Here is a 14,097-nt window from a genome sequence, read left to right as displayed (position 1 = left end):
CTTCTCCATTGTATTTTTATATTTTTTCGTGTTATTTTATTATAAGGCAAATAATCTTTATGAGGTGAGTACAAATGAAACGTATTGGTGTATTAACAAGTGGTGGAGATTCACCTGGTATGAATGCTGCCATTCGTGCAGTTGTTCGTAAAGCGATTTTCCATGATATTGAAGTATATGGTATTTACCATGGATACGCTGGATTAATTTCTGGTCACATTGAAAAATTAGAACTTGGTTCTGTTGGCGATATTATCCACCGCGGTGGTACAAAATTATATACAGCAAGATGTCCTGAGTTTAAAGATCCAGAAGTACGACTAAAAGGTATCGAGCAATTAAAGAAACACGGTATCGAAGGACTTGTTGTTATTGGTGGAGATGGTTCTTACCAAGGCGCTAAAAAATTAACTGAACAAGGATTCCCATGTGTTGGTGTACCAGGTACAATCGACAATGATATCCCTGGAACAGACTTCACAATTGGTTTCGATACAGCTTTAAACACTGTTATTGATGCAATTGATAAAATTCGTGACACAGCTACATCTCATGAACGTACATATGTTATCGAAGTAATGGGACGTCACGCTGGTGATATCGCATTATGGGCTGGTTTAGCTGATGGTGCGGAAACGATCTTAATTCCAGAAGAAGAGTATGACATGGATGATGTTATCGCTCGTCTGAAGCGTGGTAGTGAACGTGGTAAAAAACACAGTATTATCGTTGTAGCTGAAGGTGTTGGAAGTGCAATTGACATCGGTAAGCACATTGAAGAAGCAACAAACTTTGATACTCGTGTAACTGTATTAGGTCACGTACAACGTGGTGGATCACCAAGTGCACAAGACCGTGTATTAGCAAGTCGTCTTGGCGCAAGAGCAGTTGAATTATTAATTGCTGGTAAAGGCGGACGTTGTGTAGGTATTCAAGATAACAAACTTGTTGATCATGACATTATCGAAGCGTTAGCTCAAAAGCATACAATCGATAAAGACATGTATCAATTATCTAAAGAATTATCCATCTAATCGGCGTAATGTCAGATATTTGGGAACGGTTTCATAATTTTCGGAGGTGCAATATGCGTAAAACTAAAATTGTATGTACTATAGGTCCTGCTAGTGAAAGTATTGAAAAATTAGAGCAATTAATCGAAGCAGGTATGAACGTTGCTCGTTTAAACTTCTCTCATGGTAGCCATGAAGAGCACGGAGCTCGTATTAAAAACATTCGTGAAGCTTCAAAGAAAACTGGTAAAACAGTTGGTATCTTACTTGATACAAAAGGTCCAGAAATCCGTACTCACGACTTCGTAGACGGACAAGCTGAGCTTGTAACAGGTGCAGAAGTAGTTCTTTCTACTGAGCAAGTATTAGGTACTGCAGAGAAGTTCTCTGTATCTTATGCTGGTCTTTATGACGATGTAGACCCAGGTTCTCGTATTCTAATCGATGACGGTCTTATCGAACTAGAAGTAATCGAAAAAGCTGATGGAAACATCCGTACAAAAGTTCTTAACAGCGGAACTGTAAAAAATAAAAAAGGTGTTAACGTACCAAACGTAAGCATTAAGCTTCCTGGTATCACTGAAAAAGACGTAAAAGATATCATCTTCGGTATCGAGCAAAAAGTTGATTTCATTGCAGCTTCATTCGTACGTAAAGCGTCTGACGTATTAGAAATCCGTGAATTATTAGAAGAGCATAACGCTCAATACATTCAAATCGTACCAAAAATCGAAAACCAAGAAGGTATCGACAACATCGATTCAATCTTAGAAGTTTCTGACGGTTTAATGGTAGCTCGTGGTGACATGGGTGTAGAAATTCCACCAGAAGAAGTACCGTTAGTACAAAAACGTCTAATTAAAAAATGTAACGTGTTAGGTAAACCAGTTATTACTGCAACACAAATGTTAGATTCTATGCAACGTAACCCACGTCCAACTCGTGCGGAAGCAAGTGACGTAGCTAACGCAATCTTCGATGGTACAGATGCAATCATGCTTTCAGGTGAAACAGCTGCTGGACAATACCCAGTAGAAGCAGTAACAATGATGGCTAACATTGCGGTACGTGTTGAAAAATCATTACAATATGAAGATATGTTCAAAAAACGTATTAAAGAGTTCACTCCAACAATTACAGATGCAATTAGCCAATCTGTTGCACATACAGCACTTGCTCTTGATGTAGCTGCAATCGTAGCTCCAACAGAAAGTGGATATACTGCGAAAATGATCTCTAAATACCGTCCAAAATCTCCAATCGTAGCTGTAACATCTGACGAGCAAGTAGGACGTCGTCTTGCACTTGTTTGGGGTGTACAAGCATTTATGGCTGAGAAGCGCGCAGCTTCAACTGACGAAATGTTAGATACAGCAATTCAAACAGGTATGGATGCAGGCCTAATCGGACTTGGAGATACTGTAGTGATTACTGCTGGTGTTCCAGTTGCTGAAACTGGTACAACAAACTTAATGAAAATCCACGTTGTTGGTGAAGAAATTGCTAAAGGACAAGGAATCGGTCGTAAAGCTGCAAAAGGTAAAGTAGTTGTAGCAAAAACAGCTGCTGAAGCTGTAGCGAACGTAAACGAAGGTGATATCCTTGTTACAACAAGCACTGATAAAGATATGATTCCTGCAATCGAAAAAGCTGCAGCTTTAGTTGTAGAAGAAGGTGGCTTAACAAGCCATGCAGCTGTTGTAGGTGTATCAATCGGTATTCCTGTTATCGTTGGTGTAAACGGCGTAACAGCAACTTTAAAAAATGGCCAAGAAGTAACAGTTGATGCAGCACGCGGAATTGTTTATAATGGACATGCGGAAGTGCTATAAGTAATACGGAGAGAAGGATCGGAGTCCTTCTCTTTTTTTTACACAAAAACGAGATAAAATTAGCTTAAAGCGCCTAGAATTGCTTTTAAAAGCTGTTTGTTATGGGTTTTAATATGAAAGGGTATCTATATTTCATATGATGTATATAGGCATTGTGAGGGCGTTAAAAGTGAGATGTGAGAGAGGTGTAGAACTATGAAGTGGTTACTATTCTTGTTTATTTTAATACCGGCGATTGAGATTACGGTCTTAATTGGATCAAGTCATGTAATAGGTTTATGGTCTACGTTCGCTATGATTGTATTTACAGGTGTTGTAGGTGTGTATTTGGCGAAAAGACAAGGGTTTAAAGTGCTTGGAGAGATTCAATCTAAGTTGAATAGAGGGGAAATGCCAGGTGAGGCGGTACTAGATGGTATTTTTGTATTTGTAGGAGGTATTCTCTTAGTGCTTCCTGGGTATGTGACAGATATGCTAGGGTTTATCTGCGTGATCCCTATTACGAGAGCTTTATTGAAGCCGCTTGTTATGAAGTGGATGGAATGGAAATTTAGAAAGAATTCTACTATTATTATTCAGAAATAGCACTTAGATTGTAGAAATCTAAGTGCTATTTTTTTGTCTTGTAAAAGGAGAGGAACTTGCTGATTGAAGCTTTGTTTTACCGCGCTATTTGTGGGGTGGAATTTCTATCTCAAAGCTGGGCTGCTCGTAAGTGTCTGATGTGGGGCGAATGATGAGTGGGGATGAACAAAACGTTCGCTTATTATATTTGCTATATAATTTTCGTTTGAACTCTTGTGTGTACTTCGATTAAACTTGTGATTTTTTAGTGCTATTAATTTAGATGAATAAGATGGAGGGAAACACTGCTAAATTAAAGTTTTGCTTTCTTATATAGAGGAACGATTGGTGTGAAAAATTCATATAAAAAGGCGGAGATTGTTAGTTGAAGTCTTATTTTATGCTATTTTGTATATTTATTCATTTACATAAAAAGTAATAAATGTAAATGATAATTATAAAATAAACAGAATAAATATGTAAAAACACCACGGAATATGCGTTTTTCATGCAAAAAAACAAGAGAATTATCTTTTTTGAGTGCAATTCTCTTGTTTTTTGTAATAAGTATGAAAAATAAGTACAAGGAATAATCAGTGGGAATTTCCCACTGATTACAGGTAAGTTTTTTGTTGTGTATGAATTAGAAACTATTATTTTGAAGGTGAACCTTTAATATATTTCCACAAGTCATGGAAGACATTAGCTTTGTGTAATGTATTAAGTAGTACTAAGGTGACTGGGCCGATGATTAATCCTAAAAAGCCAAAAAGTTTAAAGCCGACAAATAGAGCGACGAGTGTTGCTAATGGATCGAGACCGATGTTAGATGAAAGTACTTTCGGCTCCATAATTTGTCTTTGGACAATCACGACGATGTATAAAATGAGAAGACCAATGGCGAATGCGGTATCGCCAGTGAAAAATACGTATATAACCCATGGAACAAAGACTGCGCCTGTTCCTAAATATGGTAGTAAATCTACAACCCCTGTAATAATCGCGATAGTAATGGCGTATGGTACGCGTAATATTAAAAGCCCGATTAGTACAATGACAGTTGTCATAGATACGAGTGTAAGTTGTGCTTTCACAAAACCAAACAAAGCTTTTCTTAAGTCGACAAAAATAGTTTTTCCATAGCCATGTACACGATTCGGTAGCAATTTTCTTGCTTTCTGAGCAAGACGGTGCCAATCGTAACTAATGAAGAAAGTGGCTAATAAAATGAATACAAGGACAGTTAAAGTTGTTGGCAGTGCACTAATGAAATTCGTTAACCCGCTTATAATGGCGGTTAAAAGTTCTTTCATTTGTGTTGTCGCTTCTGTTCCTAAGTTTTGAATGTTTTGTGTAATTGTATAGCGCTGTGGTTCTCCAAGATGATTAAATTTAGAGATTAAATCATCGTAGAGAGGCATAATATGATTAAGTGCAAATTGCTGAGCGAATGTAACGATATCTGGAAACTTTACTGTAACAAGTTGTAGTAAGTATGTTGTGGCAGATATTGCTTCAGTCACAAGATATGTAACAAGTCCAACGATAGCTCCAAATACGAGAATTAAGCTAACGAGTACTGCTAGTGCGCGAGGAAATTGTAGTTTTTGATTAAGGAAATTGACGACAGGATTAATCAAATAAGCAAATGCAAAAGCGATAATAAAAGGATAGATAAGCCCTGACATGTATAGTAATACATAAAACCCAGCTACCGTTGCTACAATGACAAATATGAGTCGCAATATCATATATAGTAAGTTTCGGTTCAAAGATGTATACCTCCCATTCCAATTTGGATTATCCTAATTCGTTCAACTTATAACGAGTGTGCCCCACTGATTAAAGTTTCACTTTATGTTATAGTGGAATGATGGATTTTTCCTGCTTTTTCAGTATGTGAGTGACTGTGAAAGCTTGGTGTTGATGCTTCTACTATATGGTAAAAACTTCATTTTCTCTTCTTTTTATTTTACCTGTTTCTAATTAGAAAGGAAAGAAGAGACGCCTGTTTTTTAAAATGTATACACGCTTAAATTTTTATGGTGAAAGTCTCAATTTATCATTTTAAAATACATAAAAAATGAAGTGATTCATGTTGAATAGGCATCGATATATCATGTATAACGATAGGTTTAAAGGTATTTTTGTTTGGAAATGAGTTCATTATTTTCAGAAAGGAAGTGCAAACATGATTAGTCAGTCAACGTTATTTTTATTCATACTACTTATTATAGGACTTATTGCGAAAAACCAATCGCTTACTGTGGCTATTGGTGTGTTATTTTTATTGAAGTTTACGTTTTTAGGAGATAAGGTCTTTCCTTATTTACAAACGAAAGGAATTAACCTAGGTGTAACGGTCATTACAATAGCGGTGCTCGTACCGATTGCGACGGGGGAAATAGGTTTTAAACAACTTGGAGAAGCGGCAAAATCTTATTATGCGTGGATTGCTTTAGCTTCAGGTGTAGCGGTCGCTTTGTTAGCGAAAGGCGGCGTACAATTGTTGACAACGGATCCTCACATTACAACTGCGCTTGTTTTTGGGACAATTATAGCGGTTGCGCTATTTAATGGGGTTGCTGTTGGTCCGTTAATTGGGGCTGGAATTGCCTATGCGGTTATGAGTATTATACAAATGTTTAAATAAGGAATTTTATAGTAATATAAAATTTTTGAATTCTTTCTGTTCACAAAAGTCAGATAATTGTTTATAATAGGATTAGAAACTTTGAAAAGTTACATAACAGCAGAGACTTTACACCAGATAAAATAAAAACAACATAAAACAATTTTATAATGATATTGTTTTATGTTGTTTTTATCATAAAACTCTTCGGAATGTATTTTCCTCACTAACTTGTTGTTTTGAGCGTGAGGATTCGGGGAGACATTCACGCTCATGCTTTCCATGTAGACAATGGACAATAAGAGGGGAACATCGCAACAAATTTGCATGATCGTGCATTTTGCTTGCCTAAAGAGTGAACGGGCGTTCATAATTCATAAGGGGAGCAAATAGATATAAGGAGCAAGGTTGGGAGAATTTTCAGGAAAAGGAGAGAATGTCATGACTGTTATTCGAGGTTTAGAAGGGGTAGTAGCAACAACATCATCTGTGAGCTCTATTATTGATGATACATTAACTTATGTTGGGTATAATATTGATGATTTAGCTGAGAATGCTACGTTTGAAGAAGTAGTGTACTTATTATGGCACCGCAAGCTTCCTAATGAAAAAGAACTAGCGGAATTTAATGAAATTGTATCAGAATACTATAAAGTTCCAGGTGAGATTTTAACATATTTGAAACAAGTAGATTTAAAAATTGCACATCCGATGTCTGTTTTACGAACTGCAATTTCCATGCTATCATTATACGATGAGAGCGCTGAAATTATGGATGAAAAGTCCAATTATTTGAAAGCGGTTAAATTACAGGCGCAAGTCGGAACTTTAGTTGCTGCTTACGCGAGAATCCGTAAAGGTTTAGATATTGTTGAGCCAAGAAAGGATTTATCATTAGCTGCAAACTTCTTGTACATGTTAAATGATCGCGAGCCAAATGAAGTTGAAATTGAAGCTTTTGATAAGGCGCTTGTACTTCATGCAGATCATGAGTTAAACGCTTCTACATTTACTGCACGTGTTTGCGTAGCTACACTTTCAGATGTATATTCTGGTATTACAGCAGCAATCGGTGCATTAAAAGGTCCTCTTCACGGTGGGGCAAATGAAAATGTAATGAAGATGTTAACTGAGATTGGTGAAGAAGAAAATGTAGAGTCATATATTCATAATGCTCTTCAAAATAAAGTGAAAATCATGGGCTTTGGCCACCGTGTGTATGAGCAGGGTGATCCACGTGCAAAACACTTACGTGAAATGTCTAAGAGATTATGCGTGCTTTTAGGAGAAGAGAAATGGTATAATATGTCTATCAAAATTGAAGACATTGTAACAAAAGAAAAAGGTCTTCCACCAAATGTTGATTTCTATTCAGCTTCTGTATACCATTGTTTAGGAATTGACCATGACTTATTTACACCTATTTTTGCAATTAGCCGTATGTCAGGCTGGTTAGCTCATATTCTAGAACAATATGAAAACAACCGTTTAATTCGTCCGCGTGCTGATTATAATGGACCAACGCATCAAGTGTATGTTCCAATTGCACAACGATAAGCGAATAACACTATTTTGATAGTGAAAATACGCTTTCAAAAGTCTGATTTTTTCGGAAAGATGTAATGATTAGAATATTTTAATTTGACTAACGGTTTGAACTGAGGGGTTATTCCCTCAGTTTCATACATATGAAATTTCAAACATGGGGGTTATCACATTGACGACAGGTGAAAAAATTACTGTAACTAATGGTGTTATGAATGTACCAAACAATCCGATTATTCCATTTATCGAGGGAGATGGAATTGGTCCTGATATTTGGGCAGCTGCATCTCGCGTACTAGAAGCAGCAGTTGAAAAAGCTTATGATGGTGAGAAGAAAATCGTTTGGAAAGAAGTGCTTGCAGGGGAAAAAGCATTCAACCAAACAGGCGAGTGGTTACCAGAAGAAACTTTAAACTTAATTCGTGAATATTTAATCGCGATTAAAGGTCCACTTACAACTCCAGTTGGCGGTGGTATTCGTTCTCTAAACGTAGCACTTCGTCAAGAATTAGATTTATATGTATGTCTACGTCCAGTTCGTTATTTTGAAGGTGTTCCTTCACCTGTAAAACGTCCGGAAGATACTGATATGGTTATTTTCCGTGAAAATACAGAAGACATTTATGCTGGAATTGAATATGCGCAAGGATCTCCAGAAGCAGAAAAAGTTCTTGCTTTCTTAAAAGAAGCAATGGGTGTTAATAAAATCCGCTTCCCAGAAACATCTGGTATTGGTATTAAGCCAATTTCAGAAGAAGGGACAAAGCGTCTTGTTCGTGCTGCAATTCAATATGCAATTAACGAAAAACGCTCTTCTGTTACATTAGTTCATAAAGGAAACATTATGAAATTTACAGAAGGTGCTTTCAAAAACTGGGGTTACGAAGTAGCGGAACAAGAATTCGGCGACAAAGTATTTACTTGGGCTGAATACGATCGTATCGTTGAAAAAGATGGTAAAGATGCAGCGAATAAAGCGATGGCAGACGCTGAAGTGGCTGGAAAAATCATCGTAAAAGATTCTATTGCAGACATCTTCTTACAACAAATTTTAACTCGTCCACGTGAGTTCGATGTTGTTGCAACAATGAACTTAAATGGTGACTATATCTCTGATGCACTTGCTGCACAAGTAGGTGGAATTGGTATTGCACCTGGTGCAAACATTAACTATGTGACTGGACATGCTATCTTTGAAGCTACACACGGTACAGCTCCAAAATATGCAGGTTTAGATAAAGTAAACCCATCTTCTGTTCTTCTTTCAGGTGTATTATTATTAGAACACTTAGGATGGAACGAAGCTGCGAAATTAGTAACTGCTTCTGTTGAGAAAACAATTGCTTCAAAAGTAGTAACTTATGATTTCGCACGCTTAATGGAAGGTGCAACAGAAGTGAAATGTTCTGAGTTCGCTAATGAACTTATTAAAAACATGGATGTAGCGATAATCAAAAACGCATAATTAAAGCGGGGGGTAAATTATGACAATCAAACGCAAGAAGGTTTCAGTCATCGGTGCAGGGTTTACAGGGGCAACAACGGCATTCTTATTAGCACAAAAAGAACTTGCAGATGTTGTATTAGTGGACATTCCACAACTGGAAAATCCAACAAAAGGGAAAGCGTTAGATATGTTAGAAGCGAGCCCAGTACAAGGTTTTGATGCTAACATTATTGGAACATCTGATTACGCAGATACTGCTGATTCTGACGTTGTCGTTATTACAGCAGGTATTGCACGTAAGCCTGGTATGAGCCGTGATGACTTAGTAGCAACAAACTCTAAAATTATGAAAAGTATTACGCGCGACATTGCAAAACATTCACCAAATGCAATTATTGTTGTGTTAACAAATCCAGTTGATGCAATGACATATTCTGTATTTAAAGAAGCAGGATTCCCGAAAGAGCGTGTAATCGGCCAATCGGGTGTATTAGATACAGCTCGTTTCCGTACATTCATCGCACAAGAATTAAATCTTTCTGTCAAAGACATTACAGGATTTGTTCTTGGCGGACACGGTGACGACATGGTACCTCTTGTGCGTTATTCTTATGCAGGCGGTATTCCGTTAGAAACGTTAATTCCGAAAGAGCGTTTAGAAGCAATCGTAGAACGTACACGTAAAGGTGGCGGTGAGATTGTAGGCTTATTAGGAAACGGTAGTGCATATTACGCACCAGCAGCTTCTTTAGTTGAAATGACAGAAGCAATCTTAAAAGATCAACGCCGTATATTACCAGCTATTGCGTACCTTGAAGGTGAGTATGGTTATAGTGACCTTTACTTAGGGGTACCAGTAATTCTAGGTGGTAACGGAATTGAAAAAATTATTGAATTAGAACTTCTTGCAGATGAAAAAGAAGCGTTAGATCGCTCTGTAGAATCTGTACGTAATGTAATGAAAGTTCTTGTTTAATAATTGAATAGTAGTGAAAAAGATTCGGGATTCCGAATCTTTTTCTACTATTTACCGAATTGTTTTTTTGAAATAATATGAAAACGCTATCATTTGTAATATCCTATAATGAAACTGTAGATTTATACTATACATTGCCCTCATCATAGTAAATTTCGGATAAGGTATCGCTTTTAGTAGGATAATAAGGTGAAAAAATCGGAGGGGGTTGTAACATGTTAAAGAAAAAAGTTCAAATTGGTCGTAAAATGGATGAAATTACAGTAGGAGAGAAATTATCTATCACTGAAAAAATTGAGGATAAAGATTTGTTATTGTACTTAGGGTTAACGAATGATGCCAATCCATTATATATTCAGCATGATTACGCATCCCAAACTCCGTATGAAAAGCCGATTGTACCAAGCATTATGCTAACGGGAATGATTACAACGGCGGTTACGAAATATTTACCGGGTCCAGGAAGTCATATTACGAGAAAGGACCTGACATTCGTGAAACATGTTCACCATTATGAAACGTTACAAATCCACTTTGAAGTTGTGGCTGTTTCTGAGGAGGAACATACAATTGATATGCTTGTATCTGCTCATGATGAAAAAGGAGAAACTGTTGTGAAAGGTTCGTTAACAGTAACGCCACCTTTTAAATCTGTTTCTATTATGGAAAAAGCATTAGATAATTTTTAAAAGATGAAAATATGAATAGCGCTAGCATACCTTTAATAAGGATGCTAGCGCTATTTTTAGTTGAAGAATCCTTCTTTGAACCCTTCAGCAAATTCTGAGCACCCCGTTTTAATCGTATCCCAGCTCGGAGCGTTAAAAGCAAGGATACATGTGACTGCTAAAGTTAAAATAGGTAGTAATATTCGCGATTATTTGTATATTAAAATTAATGATATATTGGTTGGTAATTAAAGTGAATTAAAGGGGGGGGTTTTTAAGGTGAAGTGGAAGAGAGAAGACATTATCTTTGAAACGATAAGAGAAGCTGAAGTATGGGCGGACGGGGTTGCGAATGAAATGTATGGAAGACTATTTGATGGATATGAAACACTAGACTATAAAATAGCGTATGCTCTTTCTTTTTTTCTAGCGCAAAATCGAGAATTTAATATTCATACGGAAGTAGAATGGAATGAAAATATAGATGTGTATAAAGTATGGATAACAACACGTTAATGGAAGTGAATGAGTAATAACAATGGCATAATCTGAACCCATGAATAGACAATTATATTGAGAGGGACCTTGTTTTCTAGTATGATGAGAATAACGGGGAAAATACTAGGATGAAGAAGGTTTCAAGTCTATAACTTGGAGGAAAAGAATGAACAATCGTATTTTAGTAGTTGATGATGAGGAATTTATCTTAACTTTAATCGAATTTAATTTACAACAAGCTGGGTTTGAAGTTATAACAGCGATGGATGGAGAAATGGCGCTTCAAAAAGCGACAACAGAACGCCCAGATTTAATTATATTAGATTTAATGCTTCCGAAAATGGATGGTATGGAAGTGTGTAAAGAATTACGATTGCAGCGCGTTATGACGCCGATTTTAATGTTAACGGCAAAAGATGATGAGTTTGATAAGGTGCTAGGCCTTGAACTTGGGGCGGATGATTATATGACAAAGCCATTTAGTCCAAGAGAAGTTGTTGCTCGTGTGAAGGCGATTTTGCGTCGTACGAAATTACAACAAGAAGAACAAGTTGCAGAAGCGCCAGATGAAGATAGCATCACAATTGCAGAACTTAAAATTTTACCGGAATTTTATGAGGCTTATTTCCAAGGAAGAAAGCTTGAATTAACACCAAAAGAATTTGAACTACTTGTGTATCTTGCGAAAAATAAAAGTCGCGTGTTGACACGTGATCAATTACTAAGTGCTGTATGGAATTACGATTTTGCTGGTGATACACGAATTGTTGATGTTCATATTAGCCATTTGCGCGATAAAATTGAACAAAATACGAAAAAACCGACGTACATTAAAACGATACGTGGTTTAGGATATAAATTAGAGGAGCCAAAAGGGAATGAATAAATTTCGTTCCAGGCTTCTTTTTACATTTGTTTCTCTTATTGTATTTATTTTAGTTGGACTAGGTTTATTACTAGAAACTGTGTTTGAAAACTACTATATAGATCATGCTAAAGAGAGAATGGTAAAAGAGACAGAGTATGTTGCGACGTTAGCAGAAGAGCAAGGTTTTGATAATGTCTTAAAAAACCCATACGTATTTGAAAAGTTAGAAGAAAAAATACCAGCTTCTATCGTATTTTTGGATGAAAAAAAGAAAGTTCAATATAGAAAAGGACAAGAATTGGCATTTAGTCCAGAGACGATTAAAGAACTTTCTTCGGAAGTGGCAAAACAACGAAGTAAAGTGATTACGAAAGAAACGGATCGAAAGAATGAATTTTATCATGCGGTGTTCGTTCAAGATGTAGAAGGAAAACAAGGATACATTTTGGTGAAAAGTATAATTGATCCTTTAAGAGACGTACATCAAAAAACGTGGGGATTATTAATTATCGGATTTGTCATTGCTTGTCTCGTAGTTGTATTTTTAGGTATGAAAATTACAGGGCAATATATTAGGCCAATTGAATCGGTTACGAAAGTTGCAATTGAATTGGCAAAGGGCAATTATAAAGCACGTGCATACGAAAGTCATTCGGATGAAACAGGGATGCTGAGTAAAGCGATTAATATTTTAGCTCGAAATTTACAAGAGATGACACTTGAACAAGAAATGCAGCAAGATCGTCTGCATACGTTAATTGAAAATATGGGAAGCGGAATGATTTTAATTGATAGCCGAGGATATATAAACCTTGTAAACCGCTCTTATAAGGAAACTTTCCACGTAACAGATGAAGAATATTTAGATCGCTTATATTATGAATCGTTTCATCATACAGAAATTATTGAGCTTGTAGAAGAAATCTTTATGACAGAAGTGAAAGTGCGTAAACAAATGTTATTGCCACTTGGAATTGAACGGAAGCATTTCGAAGTATATGGAGCGCCGATTATCGGGACAAACCATGAATGGAAAGGGATTGTTCTCGTATTCCATGACATAACAGAGTTAAAGAAATTAGAACAAATGAGAAAAGACTTTTTAGCGAATGTTTCTCATGAATTAAAGACACCGATTACTTCTATTAAAGGTTTTTCAGAAACACTCTTAGACGGAGCGATGGATAATAAAAAATTCTGCGAACATTTCTTGCACATTATTTTAAAAGAAAGTGAGCGCATGCAAGGATTAATTGAAGATTTATTAGATTTGTCGAAGATCGAACAACAAGGATTTAAATTAAATATGGGAACCGTTGATATGAAGGGGCTGCTTGAAGATATTCATATGGTACTTGATAATAAAGCAGGAGAAAAAGAAATCTCTTTACAAGTTAATGTATTAAAACGTGCCTCTGTTATTGGAGATCCAAGTCGTTTGAAACAAATCTTTATTAATTTAATTAATAACGCAATCGTATATACACCGGCTGGAGGCGTTGTTTCAGTAGAGTTAGCGGAAGATAAATATAATGCTTATATAAAAGTATCGGATACTGGAATTGGTATTAGTAAAGAGGAAATTCCGCGTATTTTTGAACGTTTCTACCGGGTGGATAAAGCAAGAAGTAGAAATACTGGTGGTACCGGCCTTGGATTGTCGATCGTAAAGCATTTAGTTGAGGCGCATCAAGGTACGATTACAGTAGATAGTGAAGTTGGAGAAGGGACAACGTTTACAGTTGTTTTACCGAAATCAGCAACTGAAAAATAGGATGAAGGATGTTTACAATATATTAACAATGGCTTAATTAAATATTAATAAAGCTCTGTTAATATAATACATGAAAACCCCTTCATCCAAGGAGTAATTTTGGACGAGAATAGTTAAGCTGTTCTCGTCACTTCCCTTTATGCCAATATAAGTCTGTTTTATATATGAAAGAAAATAGCCGTTATTTTTCTTCTCTCTATTAGTCATGTTAATATAGAGAGAGGAAAGGAACGGTTTTTTTCTGTGAAAAAAATCATTTCAAATTTGTATGGGGAGGTTT

At 36.3% G+C, this 14,097-nt stretch carries 12 protein-coding genes; 11 read left to right on the top strand and 1 reads right to left on the bottom strand.

What is annotated here, in order from left to right:
- Window positions 1-74: 74 nt before the first annotated feature.
- The 3 genes from pfkA (at window position 75) to ACTFSL_RS06680 (ending at window position 3,430) form a co-directional block, all read left to right on the top strand.
- Window positions 75-1,034: a 6-phosphofructokinase gene (gene pfkA / locus ACTFSL_RS06690; RefSeq protein WP_000821157.1), complete on the top strand. Its 960-nt coding sequence runs from the start codon at window positions 75-77 to the stop codon at window positions 1,032-1,034.
- 53 nt (window positions 1,035-1,087) lie between these two features.
- Complete coding sequence (gene pyk, locus ACTFSL_RS06685) at window positions 1,088-2,845, top strand: pyruvate kinase (protein WP_001232673.1); 1,758 nt, start codon at window positions 1,088-1,090, stop codon at window positions 2,843-2,845.
- 195 nt (window positions 2,846-3,040) lie between these two features.
- Complete coding sequence (locus ACTFSL_RS06680; protein ID WP_000871628.1) at window positions 3,041-3,430, top strand: FxsA family protein; 390 nt, start codon at window positions 3,041-3,043, stop codon at window positions 3,428-3,430.
- A 632-nt stretch (window positions 3,431-4,062) separates the two neighbouring features.
- On the opposite strand, the gene ytvI is transcribed toward ACTFSL_RS06680, so the two are convergent.
- Window positions 4,063-5,181, bottom strand: coding sequence for a sporulation integral membrane protein YtvI (gene ytvI, locus ACTFSL_RS06675; RefSeq protein ID WP_001081388.1), 1,119 nt, complete (start codon window positions 5,179-5,181; stop codon window positions 4,063-4,065).
- A 419-nt stretch (window positions 5,182-5,600) separates the two neighbouring features.
- Here ytvI and ACTFSL_RS06670 point away from each other — a divergent pair, with 419 nt between their 5' ends.
- The 8 genes from ACTFSL_RS06670 (at window position 5,601) to phoR (ending at window position 13,817) form a co-directional block, all read left to right on the top strand.
- Complete coding sequence (locus ACTFSL_RS06670) at window positions 5,601-6,062, top strand: DUF441 domain-containing protein (protein ID WP_000625507.1); 462 nt, start codon at window positions 5,601-5,603, stop codon at window positions 6,060-6,062.
- A 387-nt stretch (window positions 6,063-6,449) separates the two neighbouring features.
- Complete coding sequence (gene citZ, locus ACTFSL_RS06665; protein WP_000503652.1) at window positions 6,450-7,598, top strand: citrate synthase; 1,149 nt, start codon at window positions 6,450-6,452, stop codon at window positions 7,596-7,598.
- Window positions 7,599-7,758: 160 nt separating this feature from the next.
- Window positions 7,759-9,051: an NADP-dependent isocitrate dehydrogenase gene (gene icd, locus ACTFSL_RS06660; RefSeq protein WP_000206898.1), complete on the top strand. Its 1,293-nt coding sequence runs from the start codon at window positions 7,759-7,761 to the stop codon at window positions 9,049-9,051.
- 19 nt (window positions 9,052-9,070) lie between these two features.
- Entirely contained in the window at window positions 9,071-10,009 is a 939-nt protein-coding gene (gene mdh, locus ACTFSL_RS06655) for a malate dehydrogenase (RefSeq protein ID WP_000153230.1), read from the top strand.
- Between the two features lie 215 nt (window positions 10,010-10,224).
- Window positions 10,225-10,698: a MaoC family dehydratase gene (locus ACTFSL_RS06650; protein WP_000914180.1), complete on the top strand. Its 474-nt coding sequence runs from the start codon at window positions 10,225-10,227 to the stop codon at window positions 10,696-10,698.
- 258 nt (window positions 10,699-10,956) lie between these two features.
- The gene (locus ACTFSL_RS06645; protein ID WP_440041408.1) at window positions 10,957-11,193 is read left to right on the top strand and encodes a hypothetical protein; all 237 of its coding nucleotides are present in this window, start codon (window positions 10,957-10,959) and stop codon (window positions 11,191-11,193) included.
- Window positions 11,194-11,341: 148 nt separating this feature from the next.
- Window positions 11,342-12,061, top strand: a complete 720-nt coding sequence (phoP, locus tag ACTFSL_RS06640) for a two-component system response regulator PhoP (RefSeq protein ID WP_001065220.1) — start codon at window positions 11,342-11,344, stop codon at window positions 12,059-12,061.
- The gene (phoR, locus tag ACTFSL_RS06635; protein WP_001032106.1) at window positions 12,054-13,817 is read left to right on the top strand and encodes a sensory box histidine kinase PhoR; all 1,764 of its coding nucleotides are present in this window, start codon (window positions 12,054-12,056) and stop codon (window positions 13,815-13,817) included. The genes phoP and phoR overlap by 8 nt, the downstream gene beginning before the upstream one ends.
- Window positions 13,818-14,097: the final 280 nt, after the last annotated feature.

This window comes from Bacillus cereus group sp. MYBK108-1 (assembly GCF_051917185.1).
Classification (GTDB): domain Bacteria; phylum Bacillota; class Bacilli; order Bacillales; family Bacillaceae_G; genus Bacillus_A; species Bacillus_A cereus.
This window is presented reverse-complemented; position numbering and strand designations above follow the sequence as displayed.